Origin of the sequence: Moraxella sp. FZFQ2102, from assembly GCF_024137865.1 — a bacterium.
Taxonomy (GTDB): domain Bacteria; phylum Pseudomonadota; class Gammaproteobacteria; order Pseudomonadales; family Moraxellaceae; genus Moraxella.
In genome coordinates this window covers 815,052-833,375 of the sequence record NZ_CP099960.1, presented here as the reverse complement: position 1 = coordinate 833,375, position 18,324 = coordinate 815,052, and the positions used below count along the sequence as shown (strand labels likewise).

21 protein-coding genes and 2 pseudogenes are annotated in these 18,324 nt (G+C 44.0%); 17 read left to right on the top strand and 6 right to left on the bottom strand.

Annotated elements, in window-relative coordinates; all coding sequences use genetic code 11:
- Window positions 1-39 precede the first annotated feature (39 nt).
- Both nadD and NGM44_RS04010 read right to left on the bottom strand, forming a co-directional pair.
- Entirely contained in the window at window positions 40-660 is a 621-nt protein-coding gene (gene nadD / locus NGM44_RS04015; RefSeq protein WP_253224334.1) for a nicotinate (nicotinamide) nucleotide adenylyltransferase, read from the bottom strand.
- Between the two features lie 3 nt (window positions 661-663).
- A complete protein-coding gene (locus NGM44_RS04010) occupies window positions 664-1,014 on the bottom strand; it encodes a hypothetical protein (RefSeq protein WP_253224333.1) in 351 nt (116 codons plus the stop codon).
- Between the two features lie 193 nt (window positions 1,015-1,207).
- Between NGM44_RS04010 and uvrA the strand changes: the two genes are divergently transcribed.
- From uvrA to NGM44_RS03955, 11 genes are all read left to right on the top strand, one after another.
- Window positions 1,208-4,102, top strand: a complete 2,895-nt coding sequence (gene uvrA / locus NGM44_RS04005; RefSeq protein ID WP_253224332.1) for an excinuclease ABC subunit UvrA — start codon at window positions 1,208-1,210, stop codon at window positions 4,100-4,102.
- 188 nt (window positions 4,103-4,290) lie between these two features.
- Window positions 4,291-5,013, top strand: a complete 723-nt coding sequence (ssb, locus tag NGM44_RS04000; protein WP_305884157.1) for a single-stranded DNA-binding protein — start codon at window positions 4,291-4,293, stop codon at window positions 5,011-5,013.
- Window positions 5,014-5,156: 143 nt separating this feature from the next.
- A complete protein-coding gene (locus NGM44_RS03995; protein ID WP_253224330.1) occupies window positions 5,157-6,443 on the top strand; it encodes a site-specific integrase in 1,287 nt (428 codons plus the stop codon).
- Window positions 6,430-6,594 (top strand): hypothetical protein, encoded by a 165-nt coding sequence (locus NGM44_RS03990; RefSeq protein WP_162857400.1) that lies wholly within the window; start codon window positions 6,430-6,432, stop codon window positions 6,592-6,594. The genes NGM44_RS03995 and NGM44_RS03990 overlap by 14 nt, the downstream gene beginning before the upstream one ends.
- 97 nt (window positions 6,595-6,691) lie before the next feature.
- Window positions 6,692-7,015: a transposase gene (locus tag NGM44_RS03985; protein WP_253222813.1), complete on the top strand. Its 324-nt coding sequence runs from the start codon at window positions 6,692-6,694 to the stop codon at window positions 7,013-7,015.
- On the top strand, window positions 6,976-7,839 hold the full coding sequence (locus NGM44_RS03980; RefSeq protein WP_371923540.1) for an IS3 family transposase: 864 nt from the start codon (window positions 6,976-6,978) through the stop codon (window positions 7,837-7,839). The genes NGM44_RS03985 and NGM44_RS03980 overlap by 40 nt, the downstream gene beginning before the upstream one ends.
- 19 nt (window positions 7,840-7,858) lie before the next feature.
- Complete coding sequence (aph(2'')-If, locus tag NGM44_RS03975; protein WP_253224623.1) at window positions 7,859-8,716, top strand: APH(2'')-If/Ih family aminoglycoside O-phosphotransferase; 858 nt, start codon at window positions 7,859-7,861, stop codon at window positions 8,714-8,716.
- Window positions 8,717-8,854: 138 nt separating this feature from the next.
- A complete protein-coding gene (locus NGM44_RS03970; RefSeq protein WP_253222813.1) occupies window positions 8,855-9,178 on the top strand; it encodes a transposase in 324 nt (107 codons plus the stop codon).
- Window positions 9,139-10,002, top strand: coding sequence for an IS3 family transposase (locus NGM44_RS03965; protein ID WP_371923540.1), 864 nt, complete (start codon window positions 9,139-9,141; stop codon window positions 10,000-10,002). Before NGM44_RS03970 ends, NGM44_RS03965 begins: the two co-directional genes overlap by 40 nt.
- Window positions 10,003-10,427: 425 nt before the next feature.
- Window positions 10,428-11,375, top strand: coding sequence for a hypothetical protein (locus NGM44_RS03960; RefSeq protein ID WP_253224329.1), 948 nt, complete (start codon window positions 10,428-10,430; stop codon window positions 11,373-11,375).
- Between the two features lies 1 nt (window position 11,376).
- A complete protein-coding gene (locus NGM44_RS03955) occupies window positions 11,377-11,787 on the top strand; it encodes a hypothetical protein (RefSeq protein ID WP_253224328.1) in 411 nt (136 codons plus the stop codon).
- Between the two features lie 49 nt (window positions 11,788-11,836).
- Here the strand turns inward: NGM44_RS03955 and NGM44_RS03950 are convergent, their stop codons facing one another.
- Complete coding sequence (locus NGM44_RS03950; RefSeq protein WP_233437163.1) at window positions 11,837-12,535, bottom strand: efflux RND transporter permease subunit; 699 nt, start codon at window positions 12,533-12,535, stop codon at window positions 11,837-11,839.
- Window positions 12,536-12,539: 4 nt separating this feature from the next.
- On the opposite strand from NGM44_RS03950, the gene NGM44_RS03945 reads away from it, so the two are divergent.
- Window positions 12,540-13,295 (top strand): zinc-dependent alcohol dehydrogenase family protein, encoded by a 756-nt coding sequence (locus NGM44_RS03945; protein ID WP_253224327.1) that lies wholly within the window; start codon window positions 12,540-12,542, stop codon window positions 13,293-13,295.
- 52 nt (window positions 13,296-13,347) lie between these two features.
- On the opposite strand, the pseudogene NGM44_RS03940 reads toward NGM44_RS03945, so the two are convergent.
- Window positions 13,348-13,524 (bottom strand): annotated as a pseudogene (locus tag NGM44_RS03940) (arsenical-resistance protein); the annotation flags it as partial.
- A 5-nt stretch (window positions 13,525-13,529) separates the two neighbouring features.
- Here NGM44_RS03940 and NGM44_RS03935 point away from each other — a divergent pair.
- The 4 genes and pseudogenes from NGM44_RS03935 to NGM44_RS03920 all read left to right on the top strand — a co-directional run.
- Window positions 13,530-13,775, top strand: a pseudogene (locus NGM44_RS03935) (copper-transporting ATPase); the annotation flags it as partial.
- A gap of 132 nt (window positions 13,776-13,907) precedes the next feature.
- Window positions 13,908-14,144, top strand: coding sequence for a DUF2933 domain-containing protein (locus tag NGM44_RS03930; protein ID WP_025235801.1), 237 nt, complete (start codon window positions 13,908-13,910; stop codon window positions 14,142-14,144).
- Complete coding sequence (locus NGM44_RS03925; RefSeq protein ID WP_078318301.1) at window positions 14,144-15,748, top strand: multicopper oxidase family protein; 1,605 nt, start codon at window positions 14,144-14,146, stop codon at window positions 15,746-15,748. The genes NGM44_RS03930 and NGM44_RS03925 overlap by 1 nt, the downstream gene beginning before the upstream one ends.
- Window positions 15,749-15,907: 159 nt before the next feature.
- Window positions 15,908-16,318 (top strand): DUF411 domain-containing protein, encoded by a 411-nt coding sequence (locus tag NGM44_RS03920; protein ID WP_317485588.1) that lies wholly within the window; start codon window positions 15,908-15,910, stop codon window positions 16,316-16,318.
- A 200-nt stretch (window positions 16,319-16,518) separates the two neighbouring features.
- On the opposite strand, the gene NGM44_RS03915 is transcribed toward NGM44_RS03920, so the two are convergent.
- Complete coding sequence (locus NGM44_RS03915; RefSeq protein ID WP_253224325.1) at window positions 16,519-16,923, bottom strand: Cu(I)-responsive transcriptional regulator; 405 nt, start codon at window positions 16,921-16,923, stop codon at window positions 16,519-16,521.
- A gap of 392 nt (window positions 16,924-17,315) precedes the next feature.
- On the opposite strand from NGM44_RS03915, the gene NGM44_RS03910 reads away from it, so the two are divergent.
- Window positions 17,316-18,059 (top strand): DUF305 domain-containing protein, encoded by a 744-nt coding sequence (locus NGM44_RS03910; RefSeq protein WP_253224324.1) that lies wholly within the window; start codon window positions 17,316-17,318, stop codon window positions 18,057-18,059.
- Between the two features lie 75 nt (window positions 18,060-18,134).
- Here NGM44_RS03910 and NGM44_RS03905 read toward each other — a convergent pair whose 3' ends face one another.
- Window positions 18,135-18,287, bottom strand: coding sequence for a hypothetical protein (locus tag NGM44_RS03905; RefSeq protein ID WP_157019751.1), 153 nt, complete (start codon window positions 18,285-18,287; stop codon window positions 18,135-18,137).
- Between the last annotated feature and the right edge of the window lie 37 nt (window positions 18,288-18,324).

Sequence of the window (18,324 nt, the reverse complement as noted above, 5' to 3'; positions counted from 1 at the left end):
AAATCAGTAAACTTGTAAGTATAACATACTTTGGCAGGCTTAGTACAGCTGATGTGTGCCAATATATTCAATCACCGCAGGGTGCAGATACGCTGTCACATCACCGCCATCACGAATCAGTGTGCGAATTTGGCTTGATGACATCTGTGCAATTGGCGTAGAATCTTGATAAATCAAGCCATCACAAGATAAAAACCGATCCAAATCATCGGTCAGACGCACCTTAATATCATCATCAACTTGCTGCACTTCACCCACGCGATCAAATGCCCAAAACTTCACCAAATCAGGCAGCGCATCACCACCTTTCCAGCGTGGCAGGCTATTGAGACTGTCTTGACCGATCAGATAAATCAGCACATCATCGGCGCATTCATCGCGCAACGCTTGCACGGTATCGATGGTAAACACAGGCGGTGGTGCGTGGATTTCTCGCTCATCGATGATAACTGGCAAGCCTGTAGCAGCAAGGCGCATCATAGTTAGGCGATGGATGGCAGGCGTGGGCGCACCCTTAAAAGGATTGCCTGCGGTGGGTAAGAGCGTCACCGTAACTGGTAACTGCCGCGCGGATAATTGCTCATACGCTGCCATCGCCATCTGCAGATGCGCATGATGAATAGGATCGAATGAGCCGCCTAAGATGATGTGGTACTGCACGGATCAGTCTTGATGTAGGTGTGTCGGGTCAAGATCAGGGTGGCGGTGCAGTTTTTGGGCGGTTTTCCAGCCTTCTTCATCGCCAAAATATACCAGACCTGCATCATTATCACGATAAAAACGACGCATCACGCCTTTGTCGTCTTTCACCACAAGTGTATCAACCAGATGATCGCACAGTTTTTTTACTTCTGTTTCATTGTTTGATAAAGTTGGACGCAGGATTTGCAAGCATCCTTGGCGTTGCTCAGCGGTCAAGATGTTATGTTTGTCATCAAAATGAATGATGCGTTCGACCACTTGTCTGGCGTATGCTACCGAAAAATCTTTGGTGTCAAAAGTTACAAAAAACATGGCGTTAATTCTTATTGTTTATAAAAATATCAATTGGCATGGTAGCATAATTTTTATGCAGTTACGATGGCTGTTTTGTAATCTGATGGCTGGTTTTCTTACAATTTCTCACCGTAAAATCCCCCAATTCACCTTGCAAATGCCTTATAATAAGCCTTTAAAATTCCCCAATAAAAAAGCAAAAGGCACTCTCATGGCACACGACAAAATCAGTATCCGTGGTGCACGCACGCACAATCTTAAAAACATCGATGTCGATATTCCCCGCGATAAATTTGTCGTCATCACAGGGTTGTCAGGCTCGGGCAAATCAAGCCTTGCCTTTGATACCTTGTACGCCGAAGGTCAGCGCCGCTATGTCGAGAGTCTGTCTGCCTATGCGCGCCAGTTTCTAAGCCAAATGGAAAAGCCTGATGTTGATAGCATCGATGGCTTATCACCTGCCATTGCTATTGAACAAAAATCCACCAACCACAACCCGCGCTCGACCGTCGGCACGATCACCGAAGTGTATGACTATCTGCGCCTGCTGTTCGCGCGCGTTGGTACGCCGCATTGCCCTGAGCACGGCGAGCCGATGGTGGCGCAGACGGTGAGCGAGATGGTCGATGGCGTGCTTGCGCTGCCAAATGACACCAAGCTTATGATCCTTGCCCCTGTGGTGCGTGAGCGCAAGGGTGAGCATACCGCGCTGCTTGAGCAGTTGCCGTCGCAGGGCTTTACGAAGGTGCGCATCGATGGCGTGATTTATGATACCGATGAATTGCCAAGCCTTGAGAAAAATAAAAAGCACAGCATTGAAGTGGTGGTGGATCGCTTCAAGGTGCGAGATGATTTGGGCAATCGCGTCGCTGAGAGCCTTGAGATGGCATTGAAGCTTGGCAATGACATTGCTATCTTACACCACATGGATGGCAACCCAAATGGTGATGATGAGCAGATTTTATCTGCCAAGCATTCTTGCCCAGTCTGTGATCGTGCGGTGAGCGAGCTTGAGCCACGCCTGTTTAGTTTTAACAACCCTGCTGGAGCGTGTCCTGCTTGTGATGGCTTGGGCAAACGCCAGTATTTCGCCGCTGATCGCATTGTTACTCACCCTGAGAAGTCGCTCAACCAAGGGGCGATTCATGGTTGGGATAAACGCCATGCGTATTATTTTGGTATTTTGACCACCGTATGTCGCCACTTTGCCATCGATATGGATACCGCGTGGCAAGACTTGCCAAAAAAACACCAAGACATCATCTTGCACGGCTCAGGCAAAGAGAAAATCGAGTTTGATTTTGTCTTTGAAAATGGTCGCAAAAGCAGCAAAACCGTGCCATTTGAAGGGATTTTGCCTTATCTTGAGCGGCGTTATGCGACGACGACAAGCAACCTTGTGCGTGATGAATTGGCACAATATCTGTCCGATACCGCCTGTAATGTCTGTGATGGCGTGCGCCTAAACGACATCGCGCGCCATGTGCAAGTGGATAATAAAGTCATCGGCGACATCATCACCATGCCCATCGGTGATGCGTGGCAGTATTATGAAAATCTGCACATCGGTGGCGCAAAAGGTGAAGTGGCAGATAAGATTTTTAAAGAAATTCGCGAACGCTTGGGCTTTTTGACCAAAGTGGGACTAGAATACCTAACCCTTGCGCGCAGTGCTGAGACGCTGTCGGGTGGTGAAGCGCAGCGTATTCGCTTGGCAAGTCAAATCGGTGCAGGCTTGATGGGTGTGATGTATGTACTCGATGAGCCGTCCATTGGTCTGCATCAGCGCGACAATGACCGCTTGCTCTCGACTTTGACGCATCTGCGCGATCTGGGCAATACGGTCGTCGTCGTCGAGCATGACGAAGATGCCATCCGCCAAGCTGATCATATCATCGACATCGGCATCGGTGCAGGCGTGCATGGCGGTCGTGTGGTTGCCCAAGGCACAGCCAAAGACATTGCTAAGACCAAAGGCTCATTGACTGGCGAATACTTATCAGGCAAGCGCCGAATCGAAGTGCCAAGCGTGCGCCATACGCCCAAGACCGTCTTGATCGAAAGTGGTAAGGGTAAGAGCAAAACCACGACCGAAGAGCCTTTATACATTAGGCTCGATGGCGCGTGTGGCAATAATCTAAAAAATGTCAATCTGGCCATCCCCATCGGTGTGATGACTTGTATCACAGGTGTGTCAGGCTCGGGCAAATCAACTTTGATCAATCGCACCTTGATGCCGCTTGCTGCTACCATGCTCAATAACGCGACGACTTTATCACCAGAAAAATACGACAAAATCAGCGGACTTGAGCATCTGGATAAAATGGTGGACATCGACCAAAGCCCGATCGGGCGCACACCGCGCTCCAATCCAGCGACTTATACAGGCGTATTTACACTGATTCGCGACCTGTTCACACAGACACCTGAAGCGCGTGCGCGCGGCTATAAGGCAGGGCGGTTTAGCTTTAATGTCAAAGGCGGTCGCTGCGAAGCTTGTCAGGGCGATGGCTTGATTAAAGTTGAGATGCACTTTTTGCCAGATATGTATGTGCCGTGTGATGTCTGTCATGGCAAACGCTACAACCGCGAAACGCTGGAAGTCAAATATAAAGGCAAATCAATCTCAGATGTGCTGGACATGACCGTCGAAGAAGCGATGGCGTTTTTTGAAGCGATTCCGGTGATCCATCGCCGTCTTGAAGCCTTACACGAAGTGGGCTTGGACTATATCCGCCTTGGGCAGTCGGCGACGACCTTATCAGGTGGTGAAGCGCAGCGCGTCAAGCTTGCCAAAGAGCTGTCCAAGCGCGACACGGGGCAGACTTTGTACATCTTGGATGAGCCGACCACAGGCCTGCATTTTCATGACATCGCCAAGCTTTTGCACATTTTGCACACCCTGCGCGATCGCGGCAATACCGTCGTGGTGATCGAGCATAATTTGGATGTGATCAAGACCGCTGATTGGATCGTGGATTTGGGTTATGAAGGTGGTAGCGGTGGCGGTGAAATCGTCGCTGTCGGCACGCCTGAGACGGTGGCGATGGATGATAAATCGCATACAGGACGGTTTTTAAAACCGATGCTCGATGCGGCAAAATAATTTGTAAACGCCATCAAAAATCGCTAGCAATTTTGAGTTAAATTGCGTAAAGTATGCACTAAATTTATGCAATTTTTGGCATACGATTTGCTGCATTGATCAAATAAGCGCATTGAGTGAAATTTTTGCCAAGTGATTGAAATTACAAGAATTTTATCAGTTTTAACAACAACTAAGGAACGATGTTCATGAGTGTAAATAAAGTCATTCTTGTGGGTAACTTAGGTAACGACCCAGAAGTGAAGCAGTTCGATAACGGCGGTATGATCGCCACAGTCTCCATCGCCACCAGCGAAAGATGGCGCGACCGCAGCACAGGCGAGCAGCGCGAGCAGACAGAGTGGCACCGCGTGGTGTTTAATAATCGCCTTGCTGAGATTGCGCGCGACTTTTTGCGCAAAGGCTCGCAAGTCTATGTCGAAGGCAGCCTACGCACGCGCAAATGGCAAGACCCACAGACAGGACAAGACCGTTATAGTACCGAGATTCGCGCGGATAATATGCAGATGCTTGGCAACCGCAACAATGGCGGCGATTATCAAGGTAATCAAGGCAATCAGGGCGGCTACATGAATCAAGGTAATTATGGCAATCAAAATCAAGGCGGCTATAATAACCAAAACCGTGGCTACCAAAACAACCAACCGCGCTACCCAAATAACAATCAGTTCAACAACCAAGGCTACAACCAAGCTCAGCAAGGCATGGCACAGCCAATGGGTGGTTATGATAATAATGCGTTCGGTCAGCCGTCGATGGGCGGCGCACCACAGAATAATATGGCGCAAAATAACTCGTTTCAGCAGCCTGCACCACAAGCTGCACCGCAGCCTGCACAGCCAAAACCTGCCCCGCAAGCAGCGGTAATCAGTCCGGCGGCGAATGTCACCGATGATGATATTCCATTCTGAATTCCATATACAGAAATTATGTAAAAATACATCGTAGAAACCAGAGAGAAGCCTTATAAAATAAGACTTCTCTTTTTTTACATTAATTTTGACAAAACATCTTTAATTTGATAGTATTTATATATGATATTTTTGTAAATTAAATGAATATGCATAGATTAGAAACAGTCCTTTTTTCAAATGGAGAACGTTTTCCTATATTGGTTAATGTTAAAACTGGTATTCCTGATTTTTATTCAACCTTATGGGTAACTGTAGAACTACGTAATCAATCCGCAGTAAACACAATTAGAAATAAGCTGGGAACTATACAGTGGATAATGAATTGGGAAAAACAGAATAATCTTGTTATTAGTGATCTAATTCATAACAAAGTACTCTTAACAGAAAACCAATTAGAATCTCTTATCCAACATATGAGAATAAATGTAAAAAAGCGAAAGAATGTAATCAATACAAAAAAAAGTGTGTTAATGAAAGGTAGGACTCAATTTATTGATATTTATTCTGCCGTATCTCTTAGTCATCAATATAATAGACTAACAACGCTTTCAGAATACATATTATTTCTATCTAAAGTAATTAATGTACCTAATGAATATATTGAAAAATTGACGAAACTAATTACGTTAATTAAAGAGTCAAGACCTAAAAATCATAAAACATTATCTATCAAACCAGAAAGTGAGCTACCTGATGGATTGTTAGATGAGTTTATGTCTATTGCGAACTTTTCTAATCCTAATAATCCATTTCAAGATATTGGAATTAGAAAAAGAAACCATTTGATGTTTATCTTATTAAAGGAATTAGGGATTAGAAGAGGAGAGCTATTATCAATTCAAATCCCATTTATTGATATAGGAACAGCTAAATCCTCAATTACAATTAGACGAACGCATGATGATAAATTTGACACAAGGAAGAAGCAAGCTGTAAGTAAAACGAAAGAAAGGCGACTTCCTATTTCACAAAATATAGCTCAACTTATCAATGACTATATTATGAACTATCGCTCTAAGATTCCTAACGCTAATAAACATCCATATTTATTTGTAACCCATCGAAAAGGAAAAACGCAAGGAAACCCAATTAGTACCAGTTCTTTTGATAACGTTATTGTACCAACAATGAAAAAGATAGATCCTAAATTTTCTATTATTCGTCCGCATATTTTTCGTCATGAATGGAACTTAGATTTTTCACGAAAGGTGGATAAAAATAATCAAAATATAAATCATGATTCTTCTCATAAAGATTTTATTTCTCCTGAAAAAGAAGCAAAGATGAGACAACATCTTATGGGACATACATCCGAGAAATCAGGAAATATTTATAATCAACGTTATATAAGAGAAAAAGCTAACAAGATATTATTAGATCTTCAGATTGAGTTTCAAAAAAAGGTTGATAATTATGAATCAGAATAAACGTCTTAGACAGTCAAGAGATGGGTATGTATTTGATGAAAATGAAAACTCTTGGCATATTTCTGCTTGTAAATGTTATGAAAAAGCAGGAGGAATAAATAAAGTAGATGATGAAATTATTTATGTGTATGATTTTAAGGAGAAAAACTAATGGATATAAAAAAGATAATAGAAGAAAAATGTGTAGTGGTACACTAATCCCGCAGTCCTCAATAAGTGGTACAATATCATAAAAATGAGGATAAACCATGAGACGACCAAGACGAAGCTTTAGTGCAGAGTTTAAATTAGAAGCAGTAAAATTAGTCACAGACAAAGGCTACAGCATATCCCAGGCTTGTCAGGAATTGGATGTTGGTGAAACATCATTTAGACGCTGGTTAAGCCAAGTCAAAGCAGAACATCAAGGCTATGTACTTGCAGGCTCAAAACCAATCAGTCCTGATCAACAACGTATTCGTGAGCTAGAAGATAGAATCAGAGTGCTAGAAGAGGACAAGCTGATTCTAAAAAAGGCTACAGCGATTTTAATATCTCTCGAGAGCAAAAATACCAAGCAATTAAGACATTAAAATCGCACGGCATCAAGCGTTTATGTAAGTTATTTGGCGTCAGTGAAAGTGCTTACTATACCCAGTTACGACAGGCTAATAAACCAGCTAAGCATGTTGGTATCGCCACTCACATAAAAGCCATTTTTGACGAAAGCAGAGGCTCAGCAGGTAAACGCAGTATCAAAGCACGATTGCAAGCAAAAGGTATCACAGTTGGCTTGTATTTAGTGCGTAAGCTTATGAAGCAGCAAGGCTTATTTAGCAAACAACCGCAAAAATGGCGTTATCAAGACAAAGACAATGGCCAAATATTTGACAATATTCTGGAGCGACAGTTTAGTCCTAAGCCTCATATAACGGTGCTTTGTGGTGATACAACCTATCTGAAGGTTAACGGCGTGTGGCATTATTTGGCAGTGGTTATTAATTTATCCAATCGTCAAGTAGTGGGCTGGAAGCTTGGTAATCGTCATGATGCAAATTTAGTGATTGATGCATTAAACCATGCCATGCTAAACATCAAACACACACCAAACATGATCTTTCACTCCGATCAAGGCAGTATTTATGGCAGTGACAAGTTTACAGCTTGTGTAAACAGACACAAGCTAGTCCAAAGCATGAGTCGCCGAGGCAATTGTTGGGATAATGCCCCAATGGAGCGATGGTTTCGTAGTTTTAAACATGAGTGGATGCCAAAAGGCGGTTATCGTGATGTTGAAAGTGCAATGAATGATGTCAAAGACTATGTGATGTATTATAATCACATTCGTCCACATCAATACAATCAAGGTCTGGCACCAGTTCCAGCAAAATCAACTTATCAGGGACTGTTGAATTAGTTGACCACTACAATGCAATATAGTTGTTGATAGTATAAAGTTGATTGGTGAGGGTTATGACAGCAAAGCATACATTGTAAATAATGAATATGTTTTCAAAATCAAATTTAGTGCTAATAAGAAAAAAGGGTATGAAAAAGAAAAAGCAATATATGATTTTCTAAACAAAAAATTAAATACAAATATTAAAATACCAAATATAGAATATTCATATATAAGTGAAGAATTATCTATTTTAGGATATAAAGAAATTAAAGGAACTTTTTTAACACCAGAAATATATTTTGCCTTATCAAAAGAAAAGCAAGAATTATTAAAGCAAGATATTGCTATGTTTTTAAGACAAATGCACGATTTAGATTATAGTGAAATAAGTTCATATACGATAGACAATAAACAAAATGTTTTAGAAGAATATCAATTACTTAAAGAAACAATATATGATAGTCTTACTGATATTGAAAAACAATATGTAGAAGAATTTATGCAAAGATTAAATAGTACAACTATATTTGATGGTAAAAAATGCTTATGCCATAATGATTTTAGTTGTAATCATTTATTACTTGATGATGAAAATAGATTATGTGGTGTAATAGATTTTGGAGATTCTGGAATTATAGATGAATACTGTGATTTCATATATTTGCTAGAAGATAGTGAAGAAGAAATTGGCGTGTCTTTTGGAGAAGATATATTAAGATTATACGGAAATATTGATATTTCAAAAGCAAAGGAATATCAAGATGTTGTAGAACAATATTATCCAATAGAAACTATTGTATATGGTATTAAAAATAATAGACCTGATTTTATAGAAAAAGGTAGAAAAGAGATTTATATAAGAACTCGCAAAGATGAAAAATTAAGGAAGTGATGATATGGTTAAAAACTATCCGGAAGAAGTAGAAGAACAAGTTGATAAAATAAAGAAAGTTTTATAAATGTGTGTAGTGGTACACTAATCCCGCAGTCCTCAATAAGTGGTACAATATCATAAAAATGAGGATAAACCATGAGACGACCAAGACGAAGCTTTAGTGCAGAGTTTAAATTAGAAGCAGTAAAATTAGTCACAGACAAAGGCTACAGCATATCCCAGGCTTGTCAGGAATTGGATGTTGGTGAAACATCATTTAGACGCTGGTTAAGCCAAGTCAAAGCAGAACATCAAGGCTATGTACTTGCAGGCTCAAAACCAATCAGTCCTGATCAACAACGTATTCGTGAGCTAGAAGATAGAATCAGAGTGCTAGAAGAGGACAAGCTGATTCTAAAAAAGGCTACAGCGATTTTAATATCTCTCGAGAGCAAAAATACCAAGCAATTAAGACATTAAAATCGCACGGCATCAAGCGTTTATGTAAGTTATTTGGCGTCAGTGAAAGTGCTTACTATACCCAGTTACGACAGGCTAATAAACCAGCTAAGCATGTTGGTATCGCCACTCACATAAAAGCCATTTTTGACGAAAGCAGAGGCTCAGCAGGTAAACGCAGTATCAAAGCACGATTGCAAGCAAAAGGTATCACAGTTGGCTTGTATTTAGTGCGTAAGCTTATGAAGCAGCAAGGCTTATTTAGCAAACAACCGCAAAAATGGCGTTATCAAGACAAAGACAATGGCCAAATATTTGACAATATTCTGGAGCGACAGTTTAGTCCTAAGCCTCATATAACGGTGCTTTGTGGTGATACAACCTATCTGAAGGTTAACGGCGTGTGGCATTATTTGGCAGTGGTTATTAATTTATCCAATCGTCAAGTAGTGGGCTGGAAGCTTGGTAATCGTCATGATGCAAATTTAGTGATTGATGCATTAAACCATGCCATGCTAAACATCAAACACACACCAAACATGATCTTTCACTCCGATCAAGGCAGTATTTATGGCAGTGACAAGTTTACAGCTTGTGTAAACAGACACAAGCTAGTCCAAAGCATGAGTCGCCGAGGCAATTGTTGGGATAATGCCCCAATGGAGCGATGGTTTCGTAGTTTTAAACATGAGTGGATGCCAAAAGGCGGTTATCGTGATGTTGAAAGTGCAATGAATGATGTCAAAGACTATGTGATGTATTATAATCACATTCGTCCACATCAATACAATCAAGGTCTGGCACCAGTTCCAGCAAAATCAACTTATCAGGGACTGTTGAATTAGTTGACCACTACAGTGGTACAAATGGATATATATGATTTAATGAAACAAGTTAATGAGTGGGTTAAAGAAATATTATAACTTTTGAAAATGGTAAGTGTGTATCAGATATTGCATATTGTGCATTTAAAGATGGAAAAGTTATAGGAGTTGCAGGTGCTGATAAGATAAATGATGGGATTTGGGAAGTCGCTGACGGTACGCTACACAAACGCAAAATATCCCCAGCAGATTTACTCCTGCAAGACCTACAATGCCTTTGGAAAGAACCACTACACAATAAAGAGGCTGCGCCATCCCGTTCTTTATACCAAAAGCCTTTAACTAAAAGTGAAATTGTTGAAGTACTAGATATTGACAAAAATAGCACTAATACTAAATGGTTTAAAAATTTAATAAGTGAAAATGATGGAATTATAACTTATGAGGTGTTAGGAAAATTTTTATATAAAAAATATACATCAAAATTTCATAATTGGCCTTATGTTGATAAACATAAAAATGTTAAGGTTTCTGAAGCTTTATTATTATTTAGAGAAAATGAATTTCATGATGACTTTTCCCCTAAAAGTTTTTCTTTTGTGTTACCAACGGTGAATCAAATTAATGATAGGTTTTGCTATTCTGAAACTCGTCCTAAAACATCATTATGGGAAAAACATTGTATAGGCACATCCAAAGGAGAATTCATAAGATTACCATCACACAATGCAAGACATTGGTTAAGTACAAAAGCTGAACGAGGAGGAATGGATGAGTTAACTTTAGCTAATTGGGCAGGACGAGCAAGAGTTGCAGATAACAAGGCTTATGATCACAGAACAGAAGAAGAAAAAAGTGAATCAGTTAGGAATTTACTCATTCCCGAAGATATTTCTATCTTAGATAAAATTCATTTGAATCTTCCTATTACCTATGAAGACTTAGGGAAAGATAGAATTGGAATCGCAACGGTAACAGAAATAGGGATCTGTGAACATGATTATGCAATGTCTCCATGTTCTCGTCATGGAGATTGTGAAACATGTAAAGAGCTTGTTTGTATTAAAGGTTTAGAGCACTCCTTAGAAATCTTAAAGGTGTGTGAAGCCCAGATAACCGAACAATTTAATAAAGCTAAAGAACACCATAAAATAGGTGTTTTTGGTGCAGATCGCTGGATAAGTAATTTAGGATGGAGACTAACTCACATAAAAACTAAAATTAAATTCTTAGAAAATGAGAGCATCCCAAATGGTTCCTTATTAAGGATGCCTGATGAGTATGATCCTTCCCCTATTAAATTAGCTTTGTTGGAAAGAGGAATGGATCTAGATATACAGAAGAAAGAAACAGCTAAGTTAGACGATGATTTATATAGACTAATGGAGTTATAGTATGCCTAAAATTCTTATTACAGAAGAAAATTTAGAAGATATAATCATGTTGATTAATACTTGGGAGGGTAAATTAACATGGGATTTACTCTGTCATAAAGTGGCAGAACTACTGAATGTTAAAAGTATTGAGAGACAGTCTCTTGCAAATTATTCAGATATTCAAACAGCCTTTACTAGACGAAAACAAAAAATAAAAGAAAGTGCTAAAGCTAATCCAGAACCGAATGTAACAATGGATTATCTGCAAAAGCAAGTTAAGAATTTAAAAGCTCAAGTACAACGTTTGGAAGAAATTAATGAGCGATATAAACAGCAATTTATTGTATGGCAGTATAATGCATATATGCATGGAATGACAGAAGATAAGCTAAATAAGCCACTTATTGCAGTTAATCGCCAGCATCGATAAAGAGATACCGTTTGAAATTTAAATTTCAAACAGTATTTTTTCAAAAAGATTATCCTTCTCTTCTTGGGATTCTATCCTCCGGTGTTACTGATGTTAATTTGGCTAATTTCGGGGCTAGCCATTCTCTGAGGTCATCCATTAAGGAATAAACTACAGGCACAAATACTAGGCTCAACAAGGTTGAGGCGATTAAACCACAAATGACAGCGATTGCCATAGGTGCTCTAAATGCCGCGCCTGCACCGCTGGCAAACACGGCCGGGATCATTCCCGCTACCATTGCAATGGTGGTCATTAAAATCGGGCGGACACGTTCCGAACCCGATTGAATTAAGGCTTGATGGCGTATCATTCCTTGTTGACGTTTTTCTATCACGAAGTCCACCAGCAAAATGGAGTTTTTAGTTACGATGCCCATTAACATCAAAATGCCGATCACAGAAGACATATCCAACGCTGCACCGTAGGCGAGCAAGCCAACTGCTGCGCCGCCAATAGAGAGCGGAAGTGCGGTCAAAATGGTAAGCAGTTGCAAGAAATCCTTGAACAACAATACCAGCACTAACAACACCATCGCTACGCCAGACGCCATAGCAAAGCCGAATTGGCTGAACATTTCGTCCATCATTTCCGCATCGCCCGATGATGGCACGCGCACGCCGTCAGGCAGGTTTTGCATTATCTGTAGCTCGTTGATTTGAGATAATGCGGTGCCGATGGTTTGCCCTAAGGCTAAATCTGCTTCCACTGCAATGCAGCGTTCACGGTCGAAACGCTCTAAACTTGCCGATGAATATCGGCAACGATACGGCACTTATGGCGAGCTCGTGAATATGCCTGTTCACGCAGTGGTAAAACACCCTGAAAATCTGACGATGGAGCAAGCGGCTGCCAGTTGGATGATGTTTGTAACCGCATACGGCGGTTTGATTGAATTTGGCAAGGTGCAAAAAGGCGATTTTGTTGTATTGGGCGGAGCGACCATCTCGGTAGGCATTGCCGCCATTCAAATCGCCAAAATGCAAGGGGCAAACGTGATTGCTCTGTCTCGCACGCACGCCAAAGGCGATGTGCTTTTACAGAAAGGGGCGGATTTTGTGATTGCCACCAAAGAAGATGACGTTACGGCTAAATTACTAGAAATTACAAACGGCAAAGGCGTGAATTTAGTGTTCGACCCTGTGGGTGGCAAAGAAGCAGCAAAAATTATCAACGCAATGACACAAGACGGCAAATACATCATCTACGGTGCATTAAGCCACGATGATATCGCCGTGCCTGTGTTCCCAATTTTAGGCAAACACTTAACCGTGCGAGGCTATGAATTGTTTGAAATCACTACCGTACCAGAAAAACCCGCTCAAGCGAAAAAATTCGTGTTTGACGGCTTAGCAAGCTGTCAATTAAAACCAGAAATTGACAAAGTTTTTGCTTTTGATGAAATGGCGGAAGCTCACCGTTATATGGAAAGCAATGCACAGATTGGGAAGATTTTGGTAAAGGTTTGATTGTTTTAAGGTAAATATGCCGTCTGAAAAATAAGTTTCAGACGGCACATCGTTATTTTACCTGCCGATTAAGCCACCACATTAGCGAGAGCATCACAGGCACTTCCACCAGCACACCGACCACCGTTGCCAATGCCGCCCCCGAGTGCAAACCGAACAAAGAAATTGCCACCGCCACCGCCAATTCAAAAAAATTACTCGTGCCAATCAAGCACGCAGGGGCGGAAATTTCGTCTGGTCAAAGGCGATTTGCGGGGTATTGCCACCGCACGCAAATTGTCTGAGGCCACCGTGCGCAATATGAAGGAAAACCTGTTATTTGCCTTCTTATACAACGGCCTAGGGGTTCCCGTTGCCGCCGGCGTGCTGTACCCCTTTACCGGCTGGCTGCTCTCGCCGATGATTGCCGCCTTGGTGATGAGCGTGAGCTCCGCCTCGGTGATTGCCAACGCTCTGCGGCTGAACAACAGCAGGCTATGAGCGTAAAGAAACGGCAAGAAAACTTTACCCGGCGCCCACAAAAAAGCCCTTGACCCTAACGCAGGGTAAGGGCTTACACTGAGCCCAAGTTTTCAAAAAACCGTTTCACCCAAACCTTTAAGGAGACCGACGATGAACACCCTAAGCAAACTGGCAAAAAACAAAAAAGCCCTGTTGGTATTGGCGGCTGCCGCCTTCGCCGTCATCGCCTTTGCCAAGCCCGCACTTTTGCCCTTCGCCCTGTTGATGCTCTGCCCCCTGATGCACCTGTTTATGCACGGCGGACACGGCAGCCACGGCACGCACAATGCCAAAACCGAAGCGGTGAAGATAACACACCGCCCCAATCTTGACACAGGAGACAAATAATGGATCGCAGAAAATTTTTACTCTACGGCATCGGCATCGGTGCGGCGGGCGCGTCTTGGTATGCCTTGTCGCGCTTCGGAATGAACGGGCAGCCTATGGATATGGGCGGCCAAGGGCACCAAATGGCGTCCGGCACGATGGGCGGTATGGGCAATATGCAGGGAACGGGAAAACTGATGCCGTCTGAAATGATGCCTTCGGGCCAGCCGCTTAAAGATTTGCCTAGGCTTGCCAACGCTTCATCGCAGGCGGGCGTGTTTCAGGCAGCCATTACGGCCGCGCCGGTGAAAATCACAATGGCGGGCGGCAAAGAAACTGAGTTTTGGGCGTATAACGGGCAGCTGCCCGGGCCGCAGATTGAAGTGTACGAGGGCGATACGGTGGAAATCACCGTAACCAACCGCCTGCCGCAGCCCACCACCGTGCACTGGCACGGGCTGGATGTGCCCAACGACGCCGACGGTAACCCACAAGACCCGATAGAGCCGGGGCAGAGCAAAACCTACCGCTTCACCCTGCCCGAGGGCAGCGCCGGCACTTACTGGTATCACCCGCACCCGCACAATTATGTTTCCGAGCAGGTCTACAAAGGGCTGGCCGGTACGCTCATCGTCAAAGCCAAAAACGATGTGCTCGCCCACAGCGAACAGCACTGGCTGATTTCCAACTTGCGCCTGAATGAAGACGGCAGCATTCCGCCCAACACAATGCTCGACTGGATGAACGGGCGTGAAGGCGAATTCGTGCTGATTAACGGGCAATACCGCCCGAAAATCAAGCTCTCCGGCAACGAGCGCCTGCGTATCTGGAACGCCACCAGCGCCCGCTACCTGCGCCTGAAAATCAAAGGTGTGCAGTGGATTGTGGTCGGCACCGACGGCGGCCTCTTGGAAAAACCGCTTGCCCCCGCCGACGAGCTGTTTTTAGCCCCCGCCGAGCGGGTGGAAGTGTTCGCCGTCGGTCAGGCGCAGACCACGGCCGAACTCACCAGCCTGTACTACGACCGCCGCAAAATGATGGTGCAGGAAAAAGCCGCCGACCTGAACCTGGGCGAAGTGCAATTCACCCCCGCCGATGCCGCCCTGCCTGCCGCCTTGCGCACACTGCCTGCGCTGCCTGCGCCTGTGGTCAAGCGTGAAGTGGTGTTCAGCGAACAAATGAAGCCGATGCAAAACACGCAAAGCCAAGGCGGTATGCAGGGAATGGATCACGGCGCAATGGCGGGTGAAATGGCGGGCGCGATGCAAAACACCATTCCCCAAGATATGGTAGGCGTGTTTTTGGTCAACGGTAAAACCTTCGATATGAAGCGCGTGGACTTTGTCGGCAACGAAGGCGATGTCGAAGAATGGACGCTGGCCAACCAAAGCCATATGGATCACCCCTTCCACCTGCACGGCACGCAGTTTGAAGTGCTGCAAACCAGCCTGAACGGCAACACCGCCCCCGCGCCTTACCGCGCCCGCAAAGACACGGTCAACCTGCGCCCAGGCGAAACCGCCGTCATCCGCTTTATCCAAGGAAACAAGGGTCTCAAAATGTTCCACTGCCATATCTTGGAACACGAAAATCTGGGAATGATGGCAATGTTGCAAGTGAAATAAACCCCGAACCGCTTTTTCAGACGGCCTTGCTTGATTAAGCCTGCCTGAAAAATCCCCAAACCACTTAACCCACGACGAGGCAAAACAATGAACAAATCCTTTTTTGGCAAAACCTTGGCCCTATCAGCCGTCTTGGCAAGCGTGGCAGGCGCAGGCTGGATGCTCGCCAACCCCGCCCCCGCAGAGGCCAAACCCGTACTGGAAGTGTACAAAAGCCCAAGTTGCGGCTGCTGCGGCGAATGGGTCAAGCATATGCAGGACAACGGTTTTAGCGTGAAAATCCACGACACCGGCAACAGCCAAATCCGCACACAAATGGGCATATCGCCCAAATACGGCTCCTGCCACACCGCCGTGATTGACGGCTACGCCGTCGAAGGGCACACGCCCGCATCAGAAGTCAAACGCCTGCTTGCCGAACGCCCCGACGCCGTCGGCATCGCCGTGCCCGCAATGCCCATTGGCTCGCCGGGAATGGACGGCGAAGCGTACGGCGGCCGAAAAGACCCCTACGATGTGCTGCTGCTGGGCAAAAACGGCACGCACAGCGTGTACCAAAGTTATCCTTGAACGCTCGGCAAAAAAACCAGCCTGAAAACGCTCATCGGTTTTCAGGCTGAATTTTTTCTCATCAAAGCGTCAAAAACCGCTGTTTTTTACCACCGATAAGTGCTTCTTGCGGTAAAAAACAGCGGTAAAACGACAAATTGTGTTTTTTAAGACGGCCTTCTTAAATTAACCCTGCCTGAAAAAACCGCCAAAAAACTTTGTCAGCCCTTATCCTCACCGCCCTCCGCCAAGCCTTTTAAAATCGGGCAGTCGGGGGCGTTGTCGCCGGTGCAGGCGTCGCTCCACGCCTGCAAGGTGGCTTTCATCTGTGTCAGTTCTTCGATTTTCTGGGTCAAAAATTCAATGTGCACGCCCGTCAGGCTTTTAACTTCACAGCTTTTGCGGTGTGGATTGTCTTGCAGTGCCAAAAGCTCGCCAATTTGGGCAAGCGAAAAGCCCACGCCCCTTGCTTTGGCGATGAATTTTAGGCGGATTAGTGTCTCATTATCATAAATGCGATAGCCTGATGATGTGCGTGAAGTGTTTGATAACAAACCCAACTTTTCATAATCACGGATTTGCTTGATGGATAGCCCTGTGGCTTTGGACGCTTGACCGATGTTCATTGTTGCTCCTTGTTTTGGCGTTTGTAAAAAATTGTCAATCCGTAAAAATAACCCTTGACCCTAACGCAAGGTTATGGTTTATGATACGCACATCAAAACAAAAAAGCAATGTTTTTAGTGGTTTAAAAACGGTTTTTGTTTTGATAATCAACCTTTAATTTGGAGAATTGTTATGAACGACATCATCAAAAACCCAAACGCCCACTGCGGTTGCCAATCTTGCACAGGGCAAAATTGCAATCCAAAATGCAACTGCCAAAATGGCGAGCCGTGCATTTGTCAAAACTGCACTTGTGGCGATTGTGATTGCAAGTAATTGATTAGCTAAAACATTGGGCGGACTTATGTTTGCCCAATGTTTGCCAAATCCCATTTTGATAAGGAAAACTGTAATGAAAATGTTTAAAAACCGTGCCGTACAATTATCTGCTCTTGCCCTTATTTTGGCGACTTTAACCGCTTGTGCCGACGGCAAAAACGAAGTGCCGACGCACTCGATGGTAGGCGACAATAACCACACCCAAACCACCCACGACAGCCCAAATAACCAAAACGGGCACGCAGAGATGAACCACGCCCATATGAACCACTCTGCTATGGCGATGGACACTCAAAATGCTCCGCCCCATACCCAAGCCTATCTTGCAATGATGAACAAGATGGGCGATGAGATGAGCAAAGCGGGCAATCTTGCTGATGCTGATACCGCTTTTGCCAAAGGTATGATTCCGCACCATATCGGAGCAGTTGAGATGGCAAAAGTACAGCTTGAATTTGGCAAAGACGAAACAATGAGAAAACTTGCCCAAGCGATTATTGATGGACAACAAGCCGAAATTGACTTGATGAATGGCTGGCTGAATGGCAAAGACACGACCACCCAAAACGCCAACGCCCCACACGCCAAAGCCTATGCCTTGGACAATTCACACAGCGAAATGATGACGGCAATTTATGAGACCGACCCTGATGTCGCCTTTGCCAAAGCGATGATTCCCCACCACAAGGGAGCGGTCAATATGGCAAAAGTGCAATTAGAATACGGCAAAGACGAAAAAATGAAAAAGCTCGCTCAAGACATCATCAAAGCCCAAGAACCTGAAATCAAGCTGATGCAAGACTGGCTAAAACAGTAGGGGCAATAAGGCAAAAGCACCGTTTTTGATAAAGCGGTGCTTTTGAGGTCGTCTGAAAACAGGTTTAAGGCTTTTTCAGACGGCATTTGGGGTTTTCAGGCAGCCTTTAAAACAAGCCCCAAGGAAATGATGATGCCGACTTGTCGGACACATCGGCAAGCGATGTTCTGAACCTTCTGCTTTTTCAGACGGCATCGGTATTTGCAGGCAGCCTGAAAAAACCGTCATTCTGACCGGCCCAATCCGTACCTGCTTTTTCGGTAAA